Annotated in this window: 24 protein-coding genes; 6 read left to right on the forward strand and 18 right to left on the reverse strand. The window is 64.3% G+C overall.

Annotated features, from left to right (window positions below):
- The first annotated feature begins 11 nt into the window (after positions 1-11).
- Entirely contained in the window at positions 12-1,238 is a 1,227-nt protein-coding gene (locus MLB1_RS18475) for an ankyrin repeat domain-containing protein (RefSeq protein ID WP_180751317.1), read from the forward strand.
- On the opposite strand, the gene MLB1_RS18480 is transcribed toward MLB1_RS18475, so the two are convergent.
- The 3 genes from MLB1_RS18480 to MLB1_RS18490 are packed head-to-tail and all read right to left on the reverse strand — an operon-like array spanning position 1,235 to position 3,916.
- Positions 1,235-2,044, reverse strand: coding sequence for an ABC transporter ATP-binding protein (locus MLB1_RS18480; protein WP_180751318.1), 810 nt, complete (start codon positions 2,042-2,044; stop codon positions 1,235-1,237). The genes MLB1_RS18475 and MLB1_RS18480 overlap by 4 nt on opposite strands.
- Positions 2,028-3,056: an ABC transporter substrate-binding protein gene (locus MLB1_RS18485; RefSeq protein ID WP_180751319.1), complete on the reverse strand. Its 1,029-nt coding sequence runs from the start codon at positions 3,054-3,056 to the stop codon at positions 2,028-2,030. The genes MLB1_RS18480 and MLB1_RS18485 overlap by 17 nt, the downstream gene beginning before the upstream one ends.
- On the reverse strand, positions 3,053-3,916 hold the full coding sequence (locus MLB1_RS18490; protein WP_180751320.1) for an ABC transporter permease: 864 nt from the start codon (positions 3,914-3,916) through the stop codon (positions 3,053-3,055). The genes MLB1_RS18485 and MLB1_RS18490 overlap by 4 nt, the downstream gene beginning before the upstream one ends.
- A 305-nt stretch (positions 3,917-4,221) precedes the next feature.
- On the opposite strand from MLB1_RS18490, the gene MLB1_RS18495 reads away from it, so the two are divergent.
- Complete coding sequence (locus MLB1_RS18495; RefSeq protein WP_180751321.1) at positions 4,222-4,425, forward strand: cold-shock protein; 204 nt, start codon at positions 4,222-4,224, stop codon at positions 4,423-4,425.
- Positions 4,426-4,817: 392 nt separating this feature from the next.
- On the forward strand, positions 4,818-6,929 hold the full coding sequence (locus MLB1_RS18500) for a DEAD/DEAH box helicase (RefSeq protein ID WP_180751322.1): 2,112 nt from the start codon (positions 4,818-4,820) through the stop codon (positions 6,927-6,929).
- 46 nt (positions 6,930-6,975) lie between these two features.
- Here the strand turns inward: MLB1_RS18500 and MLB1_RS18505 are convergent, their stop codons facing one another.
- The 7 genes from MLB1_RS18505 to dop form a co-directional block, all read right to left on the reverse strand.
- Complete coding sequence (locus MLB1_RS18505) at positions 6,976-8,181, reverse strand: hypothetical protein (protein WP_180751323.1); 1,206 nt, start codon at positions 8,179-8,181, stop codon at positions 6,976-6,978.
- A gap of 1 nt (position 8,182) precedes the next feature.
- Positions 8,183-8,554 (reverse strand): hypothetical protein, encoded by a 372-nt coding sequence (locus MLB1_RS18510; RefSeq protein WP_180751324.1) that lies wholly within the window; start codon positions 8,552-8,554, stop codon positions 8,183-8,185.
- A 74-nt stretch (positions 8,555-8,628) separates the two neighbouring features.
- A complete protein-coding gene (locus MLB1_RS18515; RefSeq protein ID WP_180751325.1) occupies positions 8,629-9,264 on the reverse strand; it encodes a phosphatase PAP2 family protein in 636 nt (211 codons plus the stop codon).
- A gap of 5 nt (positions 9,265-9,269) precedes the next feature.
- Complete coding sequence (gene prcA / locus MLB1_RS18520) at positions 9,270-10,082, reverse strand: proteasome subunit alpha (protein WP_180751326.1); 813 nt, start codon at positions 10,080-10,082, stop codon at positions 9,270-9,272.
- On the reverse strand, positions 10,079-10,963 hold the full coding sequence (prcB, locus tag MLB1_RS18525) for a proteasome subunit beta (protein WP_180751327.1): 885 nt from the start codon (positions 10,961-10,963) through the stop codon (positions 10,079-10,081). Before prcB ends, prcA begins: the two co-directional genes overlap by 4 nt.
- Positions 10,960-11,154: a ubiquitin-like protein Pup gene (locus MLB1_RS18530; protein WP_030095612.1), complete on the reverse strand. Its 195-nt coding sequence runs from the start codon at positions 11,152-11,154 to the stop codon at positions 10,960-10,962. Before MLB1_RS18530 ends, prcB begins: the two co-directional genes overlap by 4 nt.
- Positions 11,155-11,267: 113 nt before the next feature.
- Positions 11,268-12,764 carry a depupylase/deamidase Dop gene (gene dop, locus MLB1_RS18535; protein WP_180751328.1) on the reverse strand — a complete coding sequence of 499 codons (1,497 nt, stop codon included), beginning with the start codon at positions 12,762-12,764 and terminating at the stop codon, positions 11,268-11,270.
- Positions 12,765-12,856: 92 nt separating this feature from the next.
- On the opposite strand from dop, the gene MLB1_RS18540 reads away from it, so the two are divergent.
- Positions 12,857-13,681, forward strand: a complete 825-nt coding sequence (locus MLB1_RS18540) for a class I SAM-dependent methyltransferase (protein ID WP_180751329.1) — start codon at positions 12,857-12,859, stop codon at positions 13,679-13,681.
- A gap of 78 nt (positions 13,682-13,759) precedes the next feature.
- Here the strand turns inward: MLB1_RS18540 and MLB1_RS18545 are convergent, their stop codons facing one another.
- The 6 genes from MLB1_RS18545 to MLB1_RS18570 form a co-directional block, all read right to left on the reverse strand.
- Positions 13,760-14,806 (reverse strand): aminotransferase class I/II-fold pyridoxal phosphate-dependent enzyme, encoded by a 1,047-nt coding sequence (locus tag MLB1_RS18545; RefSeq protein WP_180751330.1) that lies wholly within the window; start codon positions 14,804-14,806, stop codon positions 13,760-13,762.
- Positions 14,785-15,798, reverse strand: coding sequence for a 3-oxoacyl-[acyl-carrier-protein] synthase III C-terminal domain-containing protein (locus MLB1_RS18550; RefSeq protein ID WP_180751331.1), 1,014 nt, complete (start codon positions 15,796-15,798; stop codon positions 14,785-14,787). Before MLB1_RS18550 ends, MLB1_RS18545 begins: the two co-directional genes overlap by 22 nt.
- Entirely contained in the window at positions 15,795-16,454 is a 660-nt protein-coding gene (locus MLB1_RS18555; RefSeq protein WP_180751584.1) for an SRPBCC family protein, read from the reverse strand. The genes MLB1_RS18550 and MLB1_RS18555 overlap by 4 nt, the downstream gene beginning before the upstream one ends.
- Entirely contained in the window at positions 16,441-18,129 is a 1,689-nt protein-coding gene (locus MLB1_RS18560; protein ID WP_180751583.1) for a thiamine pyrophosphate-binding protein, read from the reverse strand. The genes MLB1_RS18555 and MLB1_RS18560 overlap by 14 nt, the downstream gene beginning before the upstream one ends.
- 188 nt (positions 18,130-18,317) lie before the next feature.
- Positions 18,318-19,064, reverse strand: a complete 747-nt coding sequence (locus MLB1_RS18565; RefSeq protein ID WP_180751332.1) for a zf-HC2 domain-containing protein — start codon at positions 19,062-19,064, stop codon at positions 18,318-18,320.
- Positions 19,061-19,543 carry a sigma-70 family RNA polymerase sigma factor gene (locus MLB1_RS18570; RefSeq protein WP_180751585.1) on the reverse strand — a complete coding sequence of 161 codons (483 nt, stop codon included), beginning with the start codon at positions 19,541-19,543 and terminating at the stop codon, positions 19,061-19,063. The genes MLB1_RS18565 and MLB1_RS18570 overlap by 4 nt, the downstream gene beginning before the upstream one ends.
- 211 nt (positions 19,544-19,754) lie before the next feature.
- On the opposite strand from MLB1_RS18570, the gene MLB1_RS18575 reads away from it, so the two are divergent.
- The gene (locus tag MLB1_RS18575) at positions 19,755-20,906 is read left to right on the forward strand and encodes a hypothetical protein (protein ID WP_358147878.1); all 1,152 of its coding nucleotides are present in this window, start codon (positions 19,755-19,757) and stop codon (positions 20,904-20,906) included.
- A 2-nt stretch (positions 20,907-20,908) separates the two neighbouring features.
- Here MLB1_RS18575 and MLB1_RS18580 read toward each other — a convergent pair whose 3' ends face one another.
- Entirely contained in the window at positions 20,909-21,514 is a 606-nt protein-coding gene (locus MLB1_RS18580; RefSeq protein ID WP_255486037.1) for a maleylpyruvate isomerase family mycothiol-dependent enzyme, read from the reverse strand.
- Positions 21,515-21,653: 139 nt separating this feature from the next.
- Here MLB1_RS18580 and MLB1_RS18585 point away from each other — a divergent pair, with 139 nt between their 5' ends.
- Positions 21,654-22,520 carry an SAM-dependent methyltransferase gene (locus MLB1_RS18585; protein ID WP_180751334.1) on the forward strand — a complete coding sequence of 289 codons (867 nt, stop codon included), beginning with the start codon at positions 21,654-21,656 and terminating at the stop codon, positions 22,518-22,520.
- Between the two features lie 8 nt (positions 22,521-22,528).
- Here MLB1_RS18585 and arc read toward each other — a convergent pair whose 3' ends face one another.
- Positions 22,529-24,346 (reverse strand): proteasome ATPase, encoded by a 1,818-nt coding sequence (arc, locus tag MLB1_RS18590; protein WP_180751335.1) that lies wholly within the window; start codon positions 24,344-24,346, stop codon positions 22,529-22,531.
- Between the last annotated feature and the right edge of the window lie 7 nt (positions 24,347-24,353).

Consider the following 24,353-nt stretch of genomic DNA (forward strand, 5'->3'; position numbering starts at 1 on the left):
AGGAGGCCGTCATGGCCAGCACCCTTCCCACCAATCCGTCACTCGATCGGCTTCGCGATGACGCGCGCAGACTTCAGCGCGCGGTCCGAGCCGCGGACCCCGAGGCGATCGGCACGGTGCGTCAGTACCATCCACGCCCCGATATCGCATTGGCAGGTAAGCAATTCGCGTTACATGATGCCCAGTTGACGGTCGCGCGCCGATACGGGTTCACCGGCTGGGCCACGCTCGTGCACTATCTGGAGCTCGCGGCCGCACTCAGCACCGATCCGAGCGCGGTGAACGAAGCCGCTCTCGATTCCGCCGACCGGTTCTGTGCCCTCACCTCACTGCGGTATGACGAGAACGATGCGCCGCCGCGCTGGCAGGCGGCAGCAGATCTTCTCGCCGCAGATCCTGCTCTGGTGAACCGGCATGTGTGGGCCGCCGCGGCTGCCGCCGATCCGGCCGCGCTCACCCGACATCTGGCTGCGAGACCGACGTTGGCGACAACCAGCGGTGGTCCGTACCAATGGCTTCCGCTGATGTACCTGTGCTATGGCCGTGCACCCCTGCGGCGCACCGCGCAGGAGGTGCTGTCTGCTGCGCGCCTTCTTCTCGATGCCGGCGCCGACCCGAACTCGGGATACCTGTGGCGCGGATTGTCCACCCCATTCACCGCGTTGACCGGAGTGTTCGGTGAGGGAGAGCAGGGCCCGGGGCGCCAGCCCCGCCACCCCTTCGCCGATCAGCTGGCCACCCTGCTGCTGGAGCGGGGTGCGCATCCAGTGGATCAGCAGACCCTCTACAACAGGATGTTCCGTCCCGACGACGCGCATCTGGAGCTGTTGTTCGCCCACGGGTTGGCCGATACCGACGCGAGCCCGTGGGAGCGCCGTCTAGGCGAGGCCATGGAGACCCGCGACCAGATGTGGCGACGGCAGGTCGACTGGGCGGCCGAGCACGGGTTCGCAGACCGGCTGGAGTTGCTTGCTCGGCACGGAATTGACACCACGGGAGCCACTCTCGTGGTGTCCTCCTTCCCCACCGATGTCAATGCCCGCGACGAAGAGGGTGCGACACCGCTGCATCAGGCGGCCTGGGCCGGTGATCTCGCGCTGATTCGCAGGCTCCTGGAAGTGGGGGCCGACCGCTCAATCATCGATACCCGATTCGGGTCGACACCACGGGAATGGGCCGAGCACGCCTACCAGAACGAGGCTGCGGAGCTCTTGCGGGAGTATCGGGAAACAACCTAAGCCGCTGCGGACTTCACAGCCTTGCCCACCTCGGTGCGCAGTTCCGCGTACTCGGGCGAGCGGCGCAGGTCGTCGGGGTCGATACCGGTTCGGGGCAGCTCCACCGGAATATCCAGTGCCACTTGGCCGGGACGGCGGGTCAGCACCACGATGCGCGATCCGAGGAAGGCGGCCTCGTCGGCGCTGTGCGTGACGAATACCGTGGTACGGCCCGACTCGGCACTCACCTGGCGGACGTCCTCTTGGAGGCGTTCCCGGGTGAGTGCGTCGAGCGCCGCGAATGGCTCGTCGAGCAGAAACAGCGGGGTCTCCGCCGCGAGGGCGCGGGCAATGGCCACTCGTTGCTGCTGGCCGCCACTGATCTCCCAAATGCGTCGGCCCGCAGTGCCTTCCAGCCCGACTCGGGTCAGCAGCTGGTCACGGCGTTGCGCCCACCGCTCGCGGGGCACCTTCGCGTACTTCAGGGCGAGCTCGATGTTTCCTCCGACGGTGCGCCAGGGAAACAGGCGTGGCTGCTGGAACACCACTCCCGAGGTGATGCCCGGTGTGGGCGCGCCACCGGCCACCTGCACGGCGCCTTCACTCGGCGACTCGAATCCGGCAAGCAGCCGCAGCAGGGTGCTCTTGCCGCAGCCCGACGCCCCCACCAACACCAGGAATGTCCCCGGATCGACGGTCAGGTCGACCGGGCCCAGCGCCGTCGTCCTGGCTGCGCCGCTGCCGTAGCGGTGAGTAACGCCGCTGATCCGTATCGATCCGGTGTTCCGTTCCTCGACAGCGGTTTCCACATCATCGACTAATGACACCGGGTAGGCCCTTCGTGTAGATGGCGTTCTCGAACGTCGTCAGCGGCGCTGCCGCGGGGATCTGTTTCTGGTCGGCCAGGAACCGCGAGGCGCTCTCTAAGTCTACGGCGATGTGTCCCGGCTTCCCTTCCCCACCAATCCATTTCGGTGAGGCGATCTCTTCCGGAGTGAGGTAGATCCCCTGCTTGAGCTGTCCGGCCACCTCCTGTGAGGTGAGCCCGTTCCCGGCTGCGATCGCCTTGGCTGCCGTACTGGGATCGTCGCGGATGAGTCTCAGTGCCCGCGCCTGCTGCTGGCGCCACACGTCGACAACCTCGGGATGTGCGTCGGCGAAGGCGTTGGATACCGCGGCGAGGTCGAGGGTGGGCCTACCTCCCACGACCAGTTGTCGGCTGGTGATCAGATCTCTGCCGTTTTTGCGCACCTGGTCAACCGTGGGCAGCCAGGTGTAGACGGCGTCGACGTCACCACGGTCGAAGGCGGCCAGCGCGGCCTGCGGCTGCAGGTCCACCAGCTGAACATCCTTCGCCGACAATCCGTTCTGTACCAACGCGGCCAGCAGACTGTAATGCGCGGTCGAGGCGAACGGGGTACCGATGCGCTTGCCCTTGAGGCCGGCGAACGTCGTGACACCGCTGCGATTACTCGCCACCAGCGCCTCGTTGTCTCCGGCCACATCGAGGATGAAGGCCACCCGGTAGGGGATGTTCAACGGGGCCGACAACCCCCGCGCGAAGGGACTCGAACCCAACGCTCCGAAGTCCAGTTCTCGGGCGATGAATGCCGTGTTGATATCGGCGCCGGAGTCGAAACGTGTCCACTTGATGTTGTATTCAGGCAATGCCGTTTCCAGCCAACGGTTTTGCTTGACCACAAGGTCACCGCTGGGGAAGTTCTGGTAACCGATCCGGATCGTCGGCTTGCCGTCCTGCAGACCCGAGTGGTCGATGGCGCACCCCGATAGGGCCCCGATCGTGACCATCAGCGCCGCCGCGATTCGGCCCAGTCTCATATCTTGCCTCTCCACGGCACCGCGCGGTGCTCCGCCGCGCGCAGGATCGCGTCGATGACCAAGCCCGAGATCCCGATCGAGAAGATTCCGACAAGCACCACCGGGGTGTTGTTGTAGTTACTGGCGTCCTTCACGAGGCCGCCGATACCGGGTATGCCGTTGAAGAGCTCAGCGGCCACCACCGACGAGTACGCCATACCGACCGCGAGGCGCACGCCGGTGAAGGTTTCGGGCAGCGCCGAGGGGACGACGACGTCACGGACCACCTGCCAGCGGGTGGCGCCCAGTGCGCGGGCGGCCTCCACCAGGCCCACCGGGGCGGCGACCACGGCGGCCGTGGTGGCGACGGCAGCGGGCGGCAGTGCTGCCAGTGCCAGCAGGGTGATCTTGGGGGCCTCGTCGATACCGAGCCAGATGACCAACAGGAAGAAGTACGCCAGCGGCGGCAATGTGCGCAGGAAGGTCAGCCAGGGTTCGAGCACACTGCGCACCCAGCCGATCGACCCCATGACCAGACCCAGCAGTACACCACCGGTGACACCGATGACAACGCCGAAAAGCAAGCGGCGCAGCGTCATATACAGGTGCTCCCACAACAGGTAGCCGCCGTAGCCGCGCACGTTGTCGTGGGTGGTGGACACCTCGATGAACGCGTTCCAGATGCTGCTCGGATACGGCACAAAGGTCTGATTCCAGATGCCGCTTACCGCCGCCAGCTGCCAAAGGCCGAAGAAGACGATCACCGACAGCAGCGGCAGGGCGGCATTGGTTAACCGGCGGCGCCATTGTGATGGGCGCGCAACATCTTCCGCCGTTTCAGCGGAAGACTCATCGGGAACGACGTCGACGAAAACAGACACTATGCAAACGGCTTTCTGTGGCTAGGCGCGACGGGACGGCGTCAGGCGACAGCAGCAATCAGCGGACAGTGTCGAAGGCACCCGATATTGGTACCGGCGCAAACCCAAGCCCTCAAGGGTCCGGCTCAGCGCGAACGAAACCCATGTCGCGGAGGTGGCCCCTCATCAAGGCGCGTCTGCCCGGCATCTACGAACACTGCTGACCGGTCTACCTCCAATTAGCATTACCGGCCGGATAAACCGGGTACACTGCACGGCGAATGTGTTCTGCATTCGCGAAAGTAAACGAAAGAAGTACAAGAAATATGACTCAAGGAACCGTGAAATGGTTCAACGGGGAAAAGGGCTTCGGCTTCATCTCTCCCGATGACGGCAGTGCGGACGTCTTCGTCCACTACTCCGAGATCCAGGGCGGTGGTTTTCGCTCGCTAGAGGAGAACCAGCGGGTTCAGTTCGAGGTAGGACAGGGCGCCAAGGGCCCCCAGGCCACCGGAGTGACCGCGGTCTGATCTTTACGCGATCCATGGGTCGGCAAGAGACTATCTTTTGCCGGCCCATGGATCGTTAGGGTCGGCAAGTCAAGCCGAAAGGCCACCTGGCCGACACCCAACAACCATGCCGACGAGCTCGTCGTCGGAGCGCTTTAAGGCCCCCGCCCTCGATGCGGTGCGTTGCCTGCTGCTGTTGGCGAATCGATCACCTGCATGCACCGCAAGCAGTTATCACGCCATATATCAATCGTTTTCGCGGTTTCTGCGCGATTGTCCCGTCACGCACAACACCTTCTTCGTCGACGTTAGTTCCCTGGTGCGCCTGGACCGGTTTTGCCGTACTGCCGCCCGTCGGCCATCCCTTATAGGTTGCGACCAACCGGTAACCGAACACGAGGGGGATCTGGATCATGAGCCAACGACTCAGCGGGGCCAGGGCGGATCAGGCTCGCGAGGTGATAGCGGCGCTGGCCGGTCCCGGTGCGATGCTGCGAGAAGATCAAGAAACCGCGGTGGCAGCGCTACTGGAGCCCGCAGCTCGGGTGCTGGTGGTCCAAGCCACAGGATGGGGCAAATCCGCGGTGTATTGGGTCGCGACAGCGATCCGACGCGCCGAGGGCTCCGGACCGGCACTGATCGTCTCGCCGCTGTTGTCTCTGATGCGCGATCAGGTCGCCGCCGCCGCTCGGGCAGGGCTGCGAGCCGCAACTCTCAACTCGTCCAATTTCGACGACTGGAGTGCGATCGAAGCGCAGATCGTGGCTGGCGACATCGACGTGCTGCTGGTGTCACCGGAACGGCTGGCTAACCCGTCGTTTGGCCGGAGGGTGCTTTCGGCACTCGAAGGCTCCATGGGACTGCTCGTCATCGACGAGGCGCATGCGGTGTCGGACTGGGGACACGATTTTCGTCCCGACTACCGCCGGGTGTCCGACGTGCTCACCCGGATGAACCCGCAGACGCCGGTACTCGCCACCACTGCCACCGCGAACGCGCGGGTCACCGATGACGTGGCCACCCAGCTTGGAGACGCCACCCTTGTCCTCCGCGGACCGCTAGCCCGCCGGTCATTGCAGCTCAACGTTTTGCCACCGATGTCACCGCTGGCACGCTATGCCTGGGTCGCTCAGCACCTGGATGAGTTACCAGGGTCGGGCATCGTCTACGTACTCACTGTGGCCGATGCGCAACGTCTAGTGGACGGCATCCACGCAGTACACCCACAGGCGAAAGTCGCTGCGTACACCGGTCAGCTCGATGCGGACACTCGAGCTCGGCTAGAGGACGCGTTACGTGACAACCGGATCAAGGCGCTGATCGCCACTTCTGCCCTGGGGATGGGCTTCGACAAGCCCGACCTCGGGTTCGTAGTCCACATCGGCTCGCCGCCGTCACCAGTCGGCTACTACCAGCAGGTGGGGCGCGCCGGCCGTGCCATCGACCACGCGGCGGTCGTACTGCTCCCATCGGAATCCGATGCCGGTATATGGGACTACTTCACCACCGCCTCGATTCCAGATCCCCAACAGATGGGCACAGTTCTCACTGCTCTCGCCGCTGAGACGCGCGACGGTGCGGAATCGGTATCGGTAAACGCACTCGAGGCCAAGACCGGTATTCGGCGCACACGAATCGAGCTCATGGTCAAACAGCTCGCCGTCGACGGCGCAGTGGAACGGGTCGACGGTGGTTGGCGATCCACCGGTAGCCCGTGGCGTTTCGACGCCGAGCACTATGACGGCATCATCGCCACTCGCCGCCGCGAGGCTGACATCATGAAGGCCTACACGCGAGGCGAACGCTGCCTCATGCAGCTACTCACAGAATCACTCGACGATCCGCAGGCCGCATCTTGTGGACGCTGCTCGGTGTGCCTCGGGCGGACACCCGATGGGCTTGGACTGCCGGTGCCCGCTGAGCTGATGCAGAGTGTCGCCGCCACCCTGCGCACCAACTCCACAGTGCTTGAACCCCGAAAGATGTGGCCTGGCGGAGAGTTCGGTACCCGCGGCAAGATTCCAGTGGACCTGCTCGCCGAGCCTGGCCGCGTGCTGGTCCATGCCGACGCTGCGGAATGGAGCGGGGTGATCACCGCTGCAGTTGCAGACGAGCCAGAGGCGATCGAGGCTCTGGCCCAGGCCGCGGTCTCCACTCTCGCTCGATGGCGCGACGAATGGGTCGCGCGCCCCGAGATCGCGGTGTCGCTGCAGCTGACCGGGGCGTCTAATCCGGTGCAGCCGGTGACCGACCGAATTGCCACGGTCGGTCGTCTGCGACAAGCGGTGATGCCAGTGGCTGCGGGCAAGGCTCCTAACCGAGATTCATCAGGCGGGGAGGAGGCCGCCTACTGGCGTGATGCGATCGGCGTGGACGACTCACTGCGGGACGCGATCAGGGGCCGATGTGTGCTGCTCGTCGCAGACTCGACGTCTACCCGGTGGCCCGTCACCGTGGCCGCCGCTCACCTGCGGCAGGCCGGAGCGCAAGCGGTGCTGCCACTGCTCATTCATCACCCAGCCTGACTGAAACCGCTGGAATCGCAAATAACCACGCCCTCAAGGGTCAGGCTCAGTGCGAACGAAACCCACGTGGTGGAGGTGGTTCGATATCGTCGTCGGCGCCATCTGAGCTGCCCTGCCACAGCCCGATGACCGGAGCCGACCCCTTGGGCAGCTCCCCGAGCAGCTCGCGGGTGTTATCGCGATTGACCAGGTATGGCGGGCTGTAATGCTCGTTTTCGTCGCCGCGCCGCTGTCCCGCGGGTGGCGGATACATACCCATCATCGGCATCATTGCGCCCGGCGACCGCGTGGTAGCTCCCGCTCCGACCCCGCCCGCAGTCGCCACCGTGGGTCCCGCACCGACTGAGGGCATCCGGTCAGCAGAAAGCGGCTGTCGACTGGTGGGTGTCTCGGATTCGAACCCGGCACTGCGGGTTGGGTTCTCGTGCCAGAGCGGATCACGCATCCAGTTTTGGCCCGCGTAAACGTCGTCTTCGCCGAGCTCGTCGACCCCCGATCCTGATTCAAAACCCTTCTGCCGGAATGGACTACCCGGTAGACCCGCCATCGTGAGCGGTGTCGGCAGAGGTATGCCGATATTGCCTTGGGGCGCCGGCTGCTGCGAATTCGGCTCCGGCTGACCCAGCCCCCACCGCGACAGGAAATCCTCGGCCCGGCCGGCCTGCTCGCCGTGCTCGTTCTCGGGCCGGTCGACAACGGTCGACCGCTCCGCATCCGCACCGGAATCGAACAGCAGTCGTTCCCGTGGGCCGGTCAGCTTGGCGACCGCGTTACCGGCCTGCACCGCCGGGCCGCTGTACATGGTGCGCACATGATTCAATGCCTCTTCCCACAGGCCGAATTCTTGCGCGAATGAACTTCCCGACCTATACACCTCCCCAAGCTTGCCCACCGGCGTGCGGGCGGACGGGGACGCGATCTTCTGCTGCAATTCGCGCGTCGCCATTGCCAGCACGTCCAGGCCTGCCGACAAGGTGTATGCCCGCCTGAGCGCGACACGCGAATTTCCCACATAGGAACGCATGGTGCTCAGCGCTGCCTGTGCACCCGGGCCGCTCCACCCCTCGCCGATGGTGGCGGTCACATCGTCCAGAAAGCTCGAGAACAGCGAATCGATCTCGCCCAGAATGTCTTTCCACTCACCGGCGATGCGCGTGATGTCCTCCGGCGCCATCCGTGCCTGCATGTCCATGATGGCCTCATGGCTCCACTTGTCGCCGAGCCATTCATCGGGCCGTACGGTGCCTGCCATTTCATCGCCCCGCTTTCCGGGAGCGGTCGGCGGAGGTTCTGTCGATATCCAGGTAGGCGTCTTCGATGCGCCGGAACGTCTCGGCGAACTCGGTAAGCAAGGACCGATGTTGTTCGAGTGTGGCGGCCAGCGATCCCGTCGGCGCCGAGACGGTGTCACGCACCACCCGGCCCCACCCCCGGCCCTCCTCGCAATCGCCGAAGATGGCGTGGTTCACGGGCACGAATGCGTCCAGTCGCGCGATGGCGCCCGCAAATGTGCACCGTAGGAGCTCGCAGCGAGTGGCGAGCTCCTCACAGGCGCCATCTGCAAGCCGCAGCGTCGCGACGTCGATGGATGCGGACGACAAGGTTTCCCGGTCGTTGACGGACATGGCAGCTCCTACCTGGCGGAAGCGGGTTCGATATCAGGTAGGACCGCCGATACAGGTGCGCGGTTCCATCAATTTCAGGCTGTGGATAAGTATGGGGCCGCGTATCGCCCGTACACCCATCCCGCCACGATCACGATCACACCGCCCAGCAGCACACCCCCGGTGACATCGGTCAGCCAGTGCACGCCCAGATACAGCCGCGTCAGGGCGACGGCTCCCGTGCCGACGACCGCCGCCACCCACAGCCAGATTCGCGTGGTGCGGCCGCGCCCGTACCCATGGATTACCGCGAGCACCCCCAACACCGAAAGCGTCGTCAACGAATGTCCCGACGGATATGACGGGGATTCCTCCACCACGAGCCGTACGGCGTGTGGTGGACGTTCGGTGCCCACGAGGTGTTTGGTCAGCGGGATCGCGATCCTGGTAGCGATCAAGGTCCCGAAGATCACCAAAGCGGGCAACGGTTTACGCCAGCGCCACCAAAGCACCGCGCCGATGCTGATCCCGAGCGGCCACATGCCGTTGGGGCCCACCACATCGGTGATGAACACCGCGATGGGAGTCAGCCAGTCTCGGCGCCGGCCCAGCATGAACTCCAGCACCGAATGGTCGACGACAGTACCGGCGTGAGCGACGAAGCCCAGCACCACGAAGAGCGCAGCAAGAACCGCACCGGCGATTGCCGGCCGTTGTCGCTCCGAAAGCACTGGAGCTAGCTGTCCTTCGTGTCCTTGGAATCCTTGGTGTCCTTGGTGTCCTTGGAATCACCTGACTCCGGTGCGGGATCGCCGCCGCCCTCTGGCTGCCCCGGCGAGAAATCTTCGGGCAGAAGTGCTTCCAGCGCGACACCCTTGATCCGCCGGAACGCCCGGCGGGGACGGCTCTGTTCGAGAACCGCCACCTCGAGTCCGCCCAATACCCGGCCCTCGGCGGAGCCATTGGCCGAACTTGCCCCGGCCTGCAGTGCCTTCACCGCGAAACCCACCGCATCCTTGAGAGCGGCGCCCTCGGCGTAGCTTTCCTTGAGCGAATTGATCACCGGTTCGGTGATACCGCCCATGACCACCCAATGCGGCTCATCGGCAATCGACCCGTCGTAGGTGATCCGGTACAGCACCGGCGCAGTGTCCTGGTTCTGGTGAGCGACCTCGCCCACACACAGCTCCACCTCGTACGGTTTGGCCTGCTCGTTGAAGATGGTGCCGAGCGCCTCCGCATAGATGTTGGCCAGCTGTCGTCCGCTCACATCGCGACGGTCGTAGGCGTAGCCACGCATATCGGCCCACTGAATGCCTCCACGGCGCAGCCGGTCGAACTCGTTGAACTTTCCGACGGCCGCGAAACCCACCCGGTCGTAGACCTCACTGACCTTCTGCAGCGAGTTCGACGGGTTCTCGGCGACAAACAACACTCCGTCGGCGTACGTGAGCGCCACTACCGAACGGCCACGGCCGATTCCCTTGCGTGCGAGCTCCGAACGGTCGCGCATGAGCTGCTCGACCGATGCGTAATACGGAAAGGTCATGCGTCAGCTCCCGAGCCTGATTCACCACGTGCCGCTTCGGTCCGCTTCTCGATGACCTCGCGCGCGATGCGTTCGATATCGGCCTCGGGGACTCGGACCGCTCCCCCGGAATCGATCCGAACGGCCGTCGGAAACACCCGGCGTACCAGATCCGGACCGCCCGTTGCCGAGTCGTCCTCGGCGGCGTCGTACAGCGCCTCCACGGCCACCGCTAGCGCGCCCCACGCGTCGCCGCCAGGCTTGTACAGCTTCTTAATAGATGACTTGGCGAACATCGAGCCCGAGCCCACGGCCTGGTAGCCGTCGCTCTCCACGTGCCAGCCACCCGCGACGTCGAAAGACACGATGCGCCCGGCGGTTTCACTGTTCGAGTCGTCGATGTCGTAACCCACCAACAGGGGCACCGCCACCAGACCCTGCATGGCCGCGGCGAGATTGCCACGCACCAGGGCCGACAGTCGGTTGGCCTTACCGTTGAAGGACAGCTGCACACCTTCGAGCTTCTCGTAGTGCTCCAGCTCGACGGCGTACAGCCGCGCGAACTCGACGGCAATGGCGGCGGTTCCCGCGATACCGGTCGCCGAATGGTTGTCGGTGATCTGCACCTTGTCGATATCGCGGTTCGCGATGTAATTGCCCTGGGTCGCGCGTCGGTCACCCGCGATCAGCACCCCACCGCTATACGTCAGCGCCACGATGGTGGTGCCGTGCGGCAGGCTCGAGATCACGTCCCTGTGTTCGATCGCTCCGTGTGCCTTCCCGAGCACCGGAAGTAGCTCCGGGGCCTGGACCCTCAGGTACTCGGAAAACGAGGAAAGGTTCGAGTTACGGAAATGCTGCCCGGCAGATTGGCTGGCGATCGAGTCATCGCGCCAGATCACTGGCCACCCTTTTGGACATATGCCCGCACGAAGTCCTCGGCGTTCTCTTCCAGCACGTCATCGATCTCGTCGAGCAGATCGTCGGTGTCCTCCGCCAGCTTTTCGCGGCGCTCCTGCCCGGCCGGTCCCCCTAGGTCGGTGACATCGTCCTCGTCACCGCCACCACCGCGCTTGGTCTGCTCCTGCGCCATCGCTGCCTCCTGACTCTCACGTCGGTTCTATTTAGCCTACCGGGCAGCTCCGTCACAGCGGCGGCAACGCACCCTGCCGAGACTGGCCAAGACTCGGCGTTCTCCAGAACCTGCTAGGTGGTGAGCTGGTCGACCAGTTCAGCCGCGGAATCCACCGAGTCCAGCAGCGCGCCCACATGGCTCTTGCTGCCGCGCAGCGGCTCCAAGGTTGGAATCCTGACAAGCGAATCCCCGCCCAGGTCGAAGATCACCGAGTCCCAGCTCGCGGCAGCGATATCGGCACCGAATCGGCGCAGGCACTCGCCCCTGAAGTAGGCCCGGGTGTCCACCGGGGGCCGGGTCACCGCATCCAAGACCTGCTGTTCGGTGACCATCCGCTGCATGGACCCGCGGGCAACCAGCCGGTTGTAGAGCCCCTTGTCGAGGCGCACATCGGAGTACTGCAGGTCCACCAGATGCAGGCGCGGCGCGGACCAGCTCAGGTTCTCGCGCTGCCGGAAGCCCTCGAACAGCCGCAGCTTGGCCGGCCAGTCCAGCAGATCGGCGCATTCCATCGGGTCGCGCTCCAGCAGGTCGAGGACCTTGGCCCACACCTCCAGCACGTGGGTCGCCTGCGGATCCGGGTCACGCGAGGCGACGAGCTCGGCGACGCGCTCCAGGTAAATGCGTTGTAGCGCAAGCCCTGTCAGCTCGCGGCCATCCGCGAGTGCCACGGTGGCGCGCAGCGACGGATCGCGACTGATCACATGCACCGCGTGCACTGGACGCGCCAGCGTGAGATCGGAGAGGTCCGCGCCGGACTCGATGAGGTCGAGCACCAGCGAGGTGGTGCCGACCTTCAGAAATGTCGAGGTTTCGGCCAGGTTGGCGTCCCCGATGATCACGTGCAGGCGGCGGTACTTGTCGGCGTCGGCATGCGGCTCGTCGCGGGTGTTGATGATGCCCCGCTTGAGGGTGGTTTCCAGGCCGACCTCGACCTCGATATAGTCGGCGCGCTGCGACAGCTGGAAGCCCGCATCGTCACCCGAGGGCCCGATGCCCACGCGACCCGAACCGGTGATGACCTGGCGCGATACGAAGAACGGGGTGAGGCCGGTGATGATCGAGGAGAACGGCGTCTGCCGACTCATCAGGTAGTTCTCGTGCGTGCCGTAGGAGGCACCCTTGCCGTCGATGTTGTTCTTGTACAGCTGCAGCCGGGCGGCACCGGGCACGCTGGCGACGTGGCGGGCGGCGGCCTCCATGACGCGTTCACCGGCCTTATCCCAGATGACGGCGTCCAGCGGGTTGGTGCACTCCGGCGCCGAATACTCGGGATGGGCGTGATCGACATACAGGCGGGCGCCGTTGGTGAGGATCATGTTGGCCGCGCCAACCTCATCGGCGTCCACGATCGGGGCCGGTCCGCTCACCCGGCCCAGGTCGAAACCGCGGGCATCGCGCAGCGGCGACTCCACCTCGTAGTCCCACCGGGTGCGCTTGGCCCGCTGGATCCCGGAGGCCGCGGCGTACGCCAGCACCGCCTGCGTGGAGGTGAGGATCGGGTTGGCGGCGGGGTCCGTGGGCGACGAAATGCCGTACTCAACCTCGGTACCGATGATCCGTTGCATGACGTTCAGCCTAGAGAGGCGAGGCTGAACACCACGCCGGGGACTGTTCAGGCTTCCCGTTTGCGCATCTCACCCGCATTAGCGTCGGGCTCATGAGCCATCCCGAGAAGATTCACGTCGACCTCAGCGGAGCGCCCCAGACGATGCTGGCGACGTTCTACGCCAAGGCGCTCGACGCAGACCTGCACCAACCGATCCTCAACGACGTGTACGCGCGCGACATCGTGGACCGAATCGACTACGACTGGTCTAGGACCACGATCACCGCCGCGCGGTCCCCAGCCGTCACGACCAGGTCTGCGCATTTCGACACCTGGGCACGCGCGTTCCTCTCTGCGCACCCCGAAGCCGTTGTGCTACATCTGGGCTGCGGCCTCGATAGCCGATTCTTCCGGCTGCAGCCCGGCCCGGGGGTCGAGTGGTACGACGTCGATTACCCGGACGTGGCGGCACTGCGCAACCAGCTTTACCCCACCCATGAGCACTACCACGTGGTTTCGGCATCGGTTACCGACCCGGAGTGGCTCAACGACATTCCGGGTGACCGCCCGGTGCTGACAATCGGCGAGGGACTCACGATGTATCTCAAAGAGGAGGACGGCGTGGCCCTGTTCCGCCGGATCGTCGATCGTTTTCCCTTCGGGGAACTGCAATTCGACGCGTTCAACTCCCTCGGTATCAAGACGCAATGGTCCAACGCGGTGGTACGCCGCTCGGGCGCCACGCTGCACTGGGGCATCAACGGACCCGACGACATCATCCAGGCCGTACCGCAGCTGCGGCTACTGGAATGGGAGTCGCCCTTCGACTCGTTCAGCTTTCAACGCGTTCCGAAGGCGTATCGCCTTCTCGCCAAGGTGATGTCGCTGTCGAACAAGCTGCGCTATATGGCCCAGTACCACCGCTACTCGTTCTGAGAAGTTGGGGTTAGCCGCGGCGGTCCTTGCCGTTTCGGGGCCGGCAATCGGGGGGACGGATCGCCGCGGCCAACCGGTCTATGACGCCGGTCTGCGCACCTCGGCCGGTGCTGGTCCTCCTTCGCGCAGACGCCGGGCGACAATCGCCATCTCGCGCGGATCGCCGATGGTGAGCCGTACACCCCCATCGGGATAGACCTTCGCGACGACATCGCTGGTCCCCAAAATCGACATCCAATGCTCGCCGTCGTCACGGGCCGGCAGATAGACGAAGTTGGCGTAGCTCTCCGGGGTCTGCGCCCCCACCTCAGCGAGGCGTTTACGGAGCAAATCACGTTCGCGGACAATGGAATCCACGCGGATATTCAGCTCATCCTCGGCCGCGTACGAGGCTGCCACCGCCACCGCCGCCGCCCGGTTCATCCCGAACGGCAACTGGTAGCGCCGGATAACCCCGCACACCGCGGGCGCGGCCAGCCCATAGCCGATCCGCAGGCCCGCCAGCCCGTAGGCCTTCGAGAATGTCCGCAACACAACCAGATTCGGATGCATGGAGATAAGGCGCCGGATATCGAGGTGAGCCTCTTGGTCCACGAACTCGATGTATGCCTCATCGACGATGACGACGGCGGTCCGAGGCGCCTTGTGCACGAATTCGTAGACCTGATCCGCGGGTATCAGCGTTCCGGTCGGATTGTGCGGTCGGCAGAGCACAACGGCGGCGGCATCGGCGTCATATGCCGCCCCCAGCAGCTCGTCGAGATCGGTCATGCCGTTGTCCGCCAGCGGAATCGGCACCTGGATGAGCCCGGCGATATCGGCCAGTATCGGATAGCCATCGAATGTCGGGTGCGCGAACACCAGCGAATCGCCGGGCTGGCACAACGCCTGCAGCACCTGCAGTGCGACGCCGGTGGCGCCGACACCGACCACCACTTCCTCAGGTGTCATACCCACGCGCTCTGCGATCAGATTCGGGAGCACGACGGGCAGAAACTCGGGATACCGGTTCACCTCGGCGATGTCATGCCTGAGCGCATCACGCACCGATGGCAGTGGACGATATGGGTTTTCGTTCAGCGCCAACCGGAGCGGACTCACCGTCACAGGCCCCTCCCGCCCCATCGAATGGCCGCGGCGGCCGCGTAATCGCCGGCATGCGCGAAACCTGCCAGCATCACGGTGTCCCCGGCCTTGATCTGCCCATCGGTGATCGCCTGATCGAACGTGTGCGGAATACCCGCCCCGAAGAGGTTGCCGCACTCGTCAAAGGTGTCGGGGTGCTTCTCCTGAGGCAGTTGCAGGGCATCGCGCCAATTCCGCAGGAAGATCCGGTTCGGCTGATTGGTGACCAGAGCATCCAGATCCGTTGACGGAATGCCGATTCGGTCACAAACGGCCAGCGCAACCTCGGGCACCATCCGGTTACCGCGCGCCAACACCTTGCTGATCTTGTGCTCGGTGAATGCCACCCGCCCTTGTCCCGCTCCGGCCTCCCAGTACTTGCGATGGGGTGTCACCGCGTAGGTCATGTCTCCGGCGTACTCGCCGAAATTCCGGGTTTCGATGCCCAACACCGGGGAATCCCCCTCGCGGGTGATGAGGGCTGCGGTGGCGCCGTCGCCCGGTATCGAGGCCTGCGCGGTGGATCGCACCTGGTCTTGCACGAAGATCTGACCCGCCGCATTCTGCATGTTGACCAGGAGGGCCGACCGAGCGCCGGATGTCGCCATGAGCTGTTGCGCAAGCTTGAGCATCAGGACGAACGACACGCAACCGCCGTTGTGCACGTCCAGAATCCACTCCGGGCGGATCTGTAGCCGGTTCGCCACCTCCCCACCGCAGCCCACGAACGGCAGATCGGGCAACTGGGTGTGGGTCAGGAGAATGTCTACTTCGTCCAGCACACCGTCGCCGTGCCGGTCCTTGAGTCCGGCGACCGCACGCTCGGCCATATCGACTGCCGTCTCGTCGGCGGCCACGTGGTGTCGGTAGGCCGGGCTGCGGAACATGACGTTCTCGGCCAGGTCATCGTCCTTGGCATACTGCGCGAAATAGTCTGCGCTGACCCGGTTCTCAGGTAGGTAACTGGCGATATCAAAAATACTGACGGTCATTTCATCCACTCCGGAACGATCGGAAGCCCATGGCTGTGGCGGTATTCGGCGATGGCCTTGAGGTTCAACAGCTCCAGCAGATGACCGGCACCGAACATGTCCCAGAAGTCCCCCACCCACGGCTTACGTTCCGGCGGCGCAGTTTCCGGATAGGGATTCTCGTCGTAGAACGGGTGGTGGCAGTTGGTCCACAACACGACGGAACCCGGCTTGTTGAGTACGACCTGTGCGTCGACCACCCGCATGAGGTAGACCATCCACAGATGATCGCCCTGATCCCAAGCGCAGTGATAATCGACGGTTCCCGATTCGGCGTTCGATTCGGTGCGGGTGTAGATGAGTGTGTCCGAACCCAATCGGTCGTGTGCAACCCACAGCCCGGGTTCATCGGTCTGCTCGAAGCCGCGCAGGCTGTAGGTCCACTCCTCCAAGGAACGGGTGTCGGAGAGGTAGCGGTGCAATTCGTCGGGTGGACAGTCCACATACTCCTGCACGGTGCAGAACGGGCCGAACACCTGGTCGTGCGGATACACCGACCGCATCATGTCCATGATGATCGGTGTCGCCTTCGCACGTGGCGAGGTCTCGATCCGGTGCACTCCGGGCAGGGCGTCCTCGGTGCCGGCATCGGCGACGATATCGCTAAGCGCGGGCAAGGCTTTCGTGGCTTCGGTAATCGTTTCGGTCATGCGTTTTCTCCTTAGCGATTGCGGATGACAAGAAGGGCGCGAACGGGGGTATTTCGTCGGTCGAGCAGACGACCTCGACCACGGAAGGGCCGTTGTGAGCCATCGCCGCACACATGGCAGCCTCGAAATCGGCCACCGTTTCGGCCGAACGGCACACCAGGCCGGGGAACATCGCGGCCAGCCCGGCCCCGATATTCGAGGGCGCGAACCGGTTGAAGCTGTACTGCCCGCCGTAGTACAACTGTTCGCGAGTGACACACATGGCATGTGCGTTGTTGTTGACGATGACGAATGTCACCGGCAGTCGATGTTCGATCGCCGTGTGGATCTCCATGCCGTGCATGAAGAATGCGCCATCGCCCGCGACCACCACAGTGCGGCCGGAGCGAGCGAACGCACAACCGATACCGGCCCCGAAGGCATAACCCATGCCGCCCATCCCGAGGGCGACGACATAGCGCCCGCGGTGCCGAGCTCCCAGGTAGTGCACCGCGGAGGCTCCGGTGTTGCCCGCGTCGACGAAGATATCCGCCCCGGGAGGAATCGCCCGGTCGAGTACGTGCATGACATCGTGGTACCTCACGCCGTCGCCGTCATGCGCTGGCGGTTCGAGATGAGCTGGTGCGTAGAGGGTTTCATTGTACGAGGTATCAACACGTGACGGTAAGGCGGCGGCAAGCCCGGACAACGTCGATGCCAAATCCTCGGTCTGCAGATGCCGGGACGCGATATGCGGTGTCGTCGAACCGATGGACAGCACGGGGGTTGCAGAGAAGTCGAGGCCCCCTCGCGTCATCACGGGCATCGTCGTCCCGATGCACACGCACGTGACGCCGTGGTGCAACACCCTCTCGACGGCGGGGTGCCCCATCACACCGATGACGCCCAATAGCCGTGGATCATCGCTGTCCACAGCGTCTTTGGCATCGGGAGAGACCGCGACAAACGCGTCGAGCCGGTCTACGAGCTCCGCCAGTTCCTCGCGAGCATCATGACGTGCGACCTCCGGCCCTGCCACCACCAGGATCCCGCCGGGCATGTCCGCCAAATGCTCGGCGAAATCGGCCAGCTGGGCCGGTACCGCCCCGGTGCGAACCTGCGGCTCCCGCATCGGCGACGTGGCGGGCATGGGAGCCTGCTGAACATCCTTGGGTATCAGGAGAACCGCAGGTAGACCGTCGCGAATCGCTCCGAAGGCATGGGTGAGCGCATCCGCAATATCTTCGGGCCGGGCCACCCGCGCGCAGAATCCGGAGATCGGGCGGAAAACGGCCTGCAAATCCATGCTTCCCGCGCGGCCACTCCCGTCCTGAAACGCGCCATTGCCCTCCAAAGGTCGAGGCGGCTGGCCCACGATCGCTAGGACCGGCACCCCACTGGCGTATGACTCTGCAAGCGCGGGAACAAGATTAACGGCGCCACCACCCGATGTCGCGGCCACCACACTCATCCTCGAGGTGGCACGCGCATAGCCGTCGGCCATCGTGCCCGCCGAAAACTCATGCTTGGCGACAATCGCCTCGAGCCCGGGTGTGTAGTACACCGCATCGTAGAGATCCTCGATATTCGCGCCGTCGACCCCGAAGATGAAGTCGATATCGTGGCGATGCAGCTCCGAGGCGAGCCAATCAACCACTCGCATGTTCCCGTTTCGGGCGCATATCGGCGGGGTCATGACTAGTACACGACTGTCACACGTGACGGGTTCAACAATCGACAAGAAAAAGTGATCGAGTCATCTCAATCATGTGATGGCACAATATGAATCGAGTTTCAGGTAGTCTGAATATGGGCACGTCAAAGCGCCAGGAGCCTCGCGGGTGAGGAACTTCAGCGGCGCAGTTCGAGGAACACCAGTGGTGAGGCGTCGCCGTGATGGTCGATCACCTGGACACTCTCGATCTGATCCGGCGACATCGGGACAGTTGTCGATGTCATCATCGTCGAGCCCGGCTTGGCCGTCCACGTGCTGGCGATGATGCTCCCGCCGTCGCGGGTACCGATCCGCAGCGCATACGGCGCCGTGGCGTCATCGGGATCGTCTCCGTACACGGGGTAGCTGCACCACATTTCGATGCGAGTGCCGACGCTGTCACGGACGAGCGCCACCTGAGCGCTCAACGGCGAGGGTGTCACCTGGCGCATCGGCTGCCAGTGCTCGCCCGACGGCAACGAGCCCGCTGCGACATTCATCGGCGCGGGCCGGTGATACCAGGGCGGCGGCACCAGAGAAACCGTCAGCGCGATGGCTGCCGCTACCCCGACCGCGCCAACATAGCCGAGCCGACGCACGGCGCTCTGCCGGCGCCACCGAGCCTGCAGCTTGGGCCATAGTGCCGATACCGGGCAGCTGGTGGCCGGCTTGGCCAGCGCCGGCGGGTCTTCGAGTTCCATCTTCTCGGCGTAGTCGCGATCAACCATCGACAACAGGCCGGGCATGGCGGTCACCTCGGAGAGGGCGCGTTGGCAGCTGGCGCAGTCAACCAGGTGCTGTTCATACTCACGGCGTTCGGTCGACGACAACGCACCCATCACATAGGCGGCATCCCAGTCGGCGTAGACGTGTTCGATAGTCATCGCGTGACCCCCATTTCCTGCAGCGACAACCGCAGTGCGCGTACACCATAGTGAAGGCGTGATTTGACGGTGCCCTCGGGCACACCCAGTTCAGCGGCAATATCGACGACCGAGCTGCCGCGGTAATACGCACGCAGAATGACTGCTCGGTGGTCGGTGGACAGTGAACGCAGCGCCTCGGCGACGAGCCATGCGTCCAACGTCGCATCCACCTGATCCGGGGACGCGAACTCGGGTGTCTCGGCGGTGGCTATCTCGCTGCGGAAACGCGAGCTCCGTGCGTTATCGCGCACCAGATTGTGGGCGACCGTGAACAGCCAGGCACGCGCCGAGCCCTCGGTCTGGTTGACGAGCGTCGGATGCCGCCAGGCGCGCAACAACACTTCCTGCACGATGTCTTCCGACAGCGCCGAGTCGTGGGTCAGATACATGACATAGCGATGCAGCGGACCCGCGTACTCGTCGTAAAAGGCCCGCATCAGCCCTGATGAGCCGATTGCGCGAACACCATCAGGGCTCGCCTGCCCATCCGCCATGAAACACCTCCGACCGTTACACGATCCGGCCGCCCGATAGGTTCAACGTACGCGCGTTTTCCCCAATCGACCAGGGCCTTCGTGCACCGATTCCCCTCGAAACACGCCGTATCGCGTCGGCGATTATCGCCACTGCTCGGGCGATCATGACGTGGTGCGCAACCTTGAGGACGTCCATGAGTGGTTCCTGGCACGAGGACTGCCCGTCGTCCTAGACCGTCGAGTGCGCTCGCGTGAACTGATCGATCGCGCCGCACCCATGATCGGGGTGGCGGGTGCAGGTGCGGCGCTCTACGAGCTCATCTCCACCGACAACGACACGCGCTCGATCATGCTGATGATCCTGCTCGCGGTGGTGGCGCTACTAATGGCCGCACAGCCGCTGATACTCACGGCGCTACAGCGCATCGGTACGCTCCGCGCCGATACTGCGCGCCGCGCCCTGTCCTGGCTTGTCATAGCGATCTTCGTGATCGGCTTGCCTGCGGTCGATACCGGCACGTGGGCAGCGGCCGCCACGCGGATGCCAGCATATCTCGCGGCCGCGTTGGCGCTCATCTGGCTGACCTACCTGGGCGCCGGATCAATCGGGCTATGGGCTTTGCGTTATGCCTCAACGCAATTCGGCGCGCTGGGCACACTCATGTCCCGCGCCTTGCCGCTGCTCATGCTGACGGTTGTGGTCTTCTTCACCGGCGAATTGTGGCAGTTATCGGCCCGGACCACTCGTGAAAGACTCTGGCAGACAATTGGATTCCTGGCACTGACGGCGACAGTTTTCATGTTCGCCACCGTGCGCGACGAGCTGGCCGGCCTGCGAGAGAATCGCTCGGAGGGCCCCAACACCGCGGCATTGCTCACCGGGACGCCGCTGGCGGACCTCACCGATGCCGAAGTACCCCGACCCGCACTACGGTGGCCCGAAAAGTTGAATGTGCTGCTGGTGATGGTGGTTTCGCAGGCCATTCAGGTGGTCTTCTTCACTTCCGGGGTGTTCGCCTTCTTTATGTTGCTCGGCATCGTGGCGGTGCCACATGATGTGATGGCGCTCTGGGCCGGCGAATCCGCATGCCCGTCCGGGGCCGCCCCGCCATGCTCGGGGACATGGTTCGGTATTCGGATCGGTGTGCCGCAGACGCTGATCCACATGTCGCTATTGGTCTCGGTGCTGTCCGGTCTGTACTTCACCGTCAACAGCAGCATCGACCCGCAGTACCGCAGTCGGTTCTTCGAGCCGCTGATTGCCGATGTCGCGGTGAGCCTAGCGGGACGCGATGTCTACCTGGCCGCCTCAAGCCGGGCGTGACGTCAAGCCATTCGCCCGGCCAGGATCGGCACGCCATCGCCTTCGAGTTCACTGAGCACTACCGGACGGCCCGCCATCGCCAACACCAGCGCTTCCCCGGTGCCGTGGACTTCGGGCCCGTCGCCCTTGCCCCAATCCACATCGTCGGCTACGAACCGCAGACCCTTGGTGTATCGCTTCGGGTGAGCGCCGAAGTCCGGATGGTCCAACGCGAAAACCAGCCGGTCCACGGGAATGGTCCGCGGCTGCCCCAATGGTCGCCTGATGTCCTGGTGGTGCACCATGGCGTCGGTATGAAGCGCCGCGGGCGCCATCTTGCCGAAGGCACCGGGTTGCACCGCCGACTCGAAATGGCGGAGCAGATCCTGATTCGACAGATGGCCGGTGCGTTCGAGGAGGGCGTCGTTGAGCCTGTTGATCGACGGGTTCCGCAGCGCGGTTCCCAGATACGCACCCAGCGATATCGCGTCGACCGAAGCGTGTGCCACGACATCGCGTACCCGCCAGCCCGCACAAAGGGACGGAGTCAGCCAGTCATCCTCGGACAGTGTGTGTAGGAACTCAGCCAAGCTGGCACGTTCAGCGGAAAGCATTTCTCGGGGTTTCATGGATTTCACGGATACCTCCTCGGGCTGTACTCGCCATGCTAGGTAAATCGTCCTGACCAGCACCGCCGGCACCTGCCAGGCACTGCCACGTACTGCCAGCGCATCAGTTTCGGCCCGCCCGACTTTCTATCCTCGCGGTATGCCCCAACGACGACTCGACCAAAGCGCAAGTCTGACCGCACAGTTCAACGCGTGGCAGCGGGCTGCCGAGTCGCTTCAGGGCGACGGCCTCCTGAACGACCCGCAGTCCGGATGGTTCGTCACCAACCCTCTGCTGCGTGTCGCGATGCTCTCCCCCACTGCGGCCAACTGGGGTCTACGCCTGCTCGATCGATGGTGCAGAGGTCTGCACGCCCATATCGTGTTGCGGCGGCGCGTGTCCGATGCCGAGCTACGGTCGGCCGCAGACGCCGGTATCACCCAGGTCGTGATTCTTGGCGCTGGATTCGACACAACCAGCCAGCACCTCGGGTCGCTACCCGTCACGGTGTTCGAGGTTGACGCACCATCGACCCAGCGAGAGAAACGACGTCTTCTGGAATCCCATGGAGTTCATCCACGATGGGTGCCCTGCGATTTCGAGCATGATGACCTGACGATCCAGCTGCTCGACGCTGGATTCGATACGACCGCACCGGCACTCGTCGTGTGGCTCGGGGTGACCTATTACCTGACGGGCGCCGCCCTCGAATCGACACTCGCGCAGTTGGCCAAGCTGTGCGCGCCGGAAAGCCGGCTCGTCATGGACTACGGAGATCCCGATATCGTCGGCCACGACAGCCCACGCCCCGAGGTGCGTCGGGTATCCAAGTCCGTCACCCGACGGGGCGAGCCCTATCGCACCGGGATGACCGCCGCGCAAGCCGACGAACTGCTTGCGCACCACGGCTTTCGAACCGTCGACCACCTGCGGGTTCCCGACCTATTAGACCGCTACGACCGCTCTGACGGGCGCCGGCTCGCCCGCGGCGACTGGCAGGCCGTGGCGACCGCGCGTCGAGCGTGAAGCAGGTTCTAGAGGTACTGGCCCAGGCTCGACTCGGTGTCGATGGCCCGCGACGCGCTCGAGCTCTTGCCGGTGACCAGGGTGCGGATGTAGACGATCCGCTCGCCCTTCTTGCCTGAGATCCGGGCCCAGTCATCCGGATTGGTGGTGTTGGGCAGATCCTCGTTCTCGGCGAACTCGTCAACGATCGAGTCCAGCAGATGCTGAATCCGCAGACCCTTCTGACCGGTCTCCAGCACCGCCTTGATGGCGTTCTTCTTCGCGCGGTCCACGACGTTCTGGATCATGGCACCGGAGTTGAAGTCCTTGAAGTACATGACTTCCTTGTCACCATTGGCATAGGTGACCTCCAGGAACCGGTTGTCGTCGATCTCGGCGTACATCCGGTCGACGACCTTCTCGATCATCGCCTTGATGGTCAACCCGCGATCGCCACCGAACTCGGCGAGATCGTCTTCGTTAACCGGCAGCTTCTCGGTGAGGTACTTCGAGAAGATGTCCTGTGCCGACTCGGCATCCGGCCGCTCGATCTTGATCTTGACGTCCAAACGGCCGGGCCGCAGGATCGCGGGGTCGATCATGTCCTCACGGTTGGAGGCACCGATGACGATGACGTTCTCCAGGCCCTCGACACCGTCGATCTCACTGAGCAACTGCGGCACCACAGTCGTCTCCACATCGGAGCTGACACCGGTACCACGGGTGCGGAAGATCGAGTCCATCTCGTCGAAGAAAACGATGACCGGCGTACCTTCGGAGGCCTTTTCGCGGGCGCGCTGGAAGATCAAGCGGATATGCCGCTCGGTCTCACCGACGAACTTGTTGAGCAGCTCCGGACCCTTGATGTTCAGGAAGTACGACTTCGCCTCACGCGAATCGTCACCACGGATCTCGGCCATCTTCTTGGCCAGCGAGTTGGCAACTGCCTTGGCGATCAGCGTCTTTCCGCATCCCGGCGGCCCGTAGAGCAGCACACCCTTAGGCGGGCGCAGTGAGTACTCCCGGTAGAGGTCCTTGTGCAGGAAGGGCAGCTCCACCGCATCGCGGATCTGCTCGATCTGGCGGGTCAGACCACCGATGTCGCTGTAGCTGACATCGGGAACCTCTTCCAGTACCAGGTCCTCGACCTCGGCCTTCGGGATCCGCTCGAAGGCATACCCGGCCTTGGTATCAACCAGCAACGAGTCACCCGGTCGCAGTTTCCGGGGCTTCAGATCCGCACCGTCGGCGTCCTCGGACACCTCGGAGAGGTCGGGCGCGATCAACGGATCGGCCAGCCAGACGATGCGCTCCTCATCGGCATGCCCGATTACCAGGGCACGGTGACCGTCGTCGAGCAACTCCCGCAGGGTGCTGATCTCACCGACCGATTCGAAGTTGCCGGCCTCGACCACGGTGAGCGCCTCGTTGAGGCGCACAGTCTGTCCTCGGCGCAGTTCACTGGTCTCGATGTTGGGAGAGCAGGTCACCCGCATTTTGCGGCCCGAGGTGAACACGTCCACCGTATCGTCGCTCTGCACGGCCAACAGCACGCCGTAACCGCTCGGTGGCTGCCCCAGCCGGTCAACCTCCTCGCGCAGTGCCAGGAGCTGCTGACGGGCCTCCTTGAGGGTGTCCATCAGCTTCGCGTTCCGCGCGTTCAACGAGTCAACCCGAGCCTCAAGCTGGTTCAGATCGCGAATACGACCGGTATCGCCCGCGCTCGGTCCCCGCTGAGAGGCACTGCCTTCCAGTTCTTGACGAAGGGCGGCAATCTCTCGACGTAGCCGCTCCAGTTCGGCGGCATCCGGTGTGCCGAACGCCTCTGAACGCTCCGACTCACTCATGATGTCC

The organism is Mycobacteroides sp. LB1, from assembly GCF_013449725.1.
Classification (GTDB): Bacteria; Actinomycetota; Actinomycetes; order Mycobacteriales; family Mycobacteriaceae; genus Mycobacterium.

Coding starts and splice junctions, on each gene's coding strand:
- MLB1_RS18475 (WP_180751317.1), top strand. CDS start 12: ATGGCCAGCACCCTTCCCACCAATCCGTCACTCGATCGGCTTCGCGAT.
- MLB1_RS18485 (WP_180751319.1), bottom strand. CDS start 3,056: ATGAGACTGGGCCGAATCGCGGCGGCGCTGATGGTCACGATCGGGGCC.
- MLB1_RS18495 (WP_180751321.1), top strand. CDS start 4,222: ATGACTCAAGGAACCGTGAAATGGTTCAACGGGGAAAAGGGCTTCGGC.
- MLB1_RS18500 (WP_180751322.1), top strand. CDS start 4,818: ATGAGCCAACGACTCAGCGGGGCCAGGGCGGATCAGGCTCGCGAGGTG.
- MLB1_RS18505 (WP_180751323.1), bottom strand. CDS start 8,181: ATGGCAGGCACCGTACGGCCCGATGAATGGCTCGGCGACAAGTGGAGC.
- MLB1_RS18510 (WP_180751324.1), bottom strand. CDS start 8,554: ATGTCCGTCAACGACCGGGAAACCTTGTCGTCCGCATCCATCGACGTC.
- prcA (WP_180751326.1), bottom strand. CDS start 10,082: ATGACCTTTCCGTATTACGCATCGGTCGAGCAGCTCATGCGCGACCGT.
- MLB1_RS18530 (WP_030095612.1), bottom strand. CDS start 11,154: ATGGCGCAGGAGCAGACCAAGCGCGGTGGTGGCGGTGACGAGGACGAT.
- dop (WP_180751328.1), bottom strand. CDS start 12,764: ATGCAACGGATCATCGGTACCGAGGTTGAGTACGGCATTTCGTCGCCC.
- MLB1_RS18540 (WP_180751329.1), top strand. CDS start 12,857: ATGAGCCATCCCGAGAAGATTCACGTCGACCTCAGCGGAGCGCCCCAG.
- MLB1_RS18545 (WP_180751330.1), bottom strand. CDS start 14,806: ATGGGGCGGGAGGGGCCTGTGACGGTGAGTCCGCTCCGGTTGGCGCTG.
- MLB1_RS18550 (WP_180751331.1), bottom strand. CDS start 15,798: ATGACCGTCAGTATTTTTGATATCGCCAGTTACCTACCTGAGAACCGG.
- MLB1_RS18560 (WP_180751583.1), bottom strand. CDS start 18,129: ATGCGAGTGGTTGATTGGCTCGCCTCGGAGCTGCATCGCCACGATATC.
- MLB1_RS18565 (WP_180751332.1), bottom strand. CDS start 19,064: ATGACTATCGAACACGTCTACGCCGACTGGGATGCCGCCTATGTGATG.
- MLB1_RS18570 (WP_180751585.1), bottom strand. CDS start 19,543: ATGCGGGCCTTTTACGACGAGTACGCGGGTCCGCTGCATCGCTATGTC.
- MLB1_RS18580 (WP_255486037.1), bottom strand. CDS start 21,514: ATGAAACCCCGAGAAATGCTTTCCGCTGAACGTGCCAGCTTGGCTGAG.
- MLB1_RS18585 (WP_180751334.1), top strand. CDS start 21,654: ATGCCCCAACGACGACTCGACCAAAGCGCAAGTCTGACCGCACAGTTC.
- arc (WP_180751335.1), bottom strand. CDS start 24,346: ATGAGTGAGTCGGAGCGTTCAGAGGCGTTCGGCACACCGGATGCCGCC.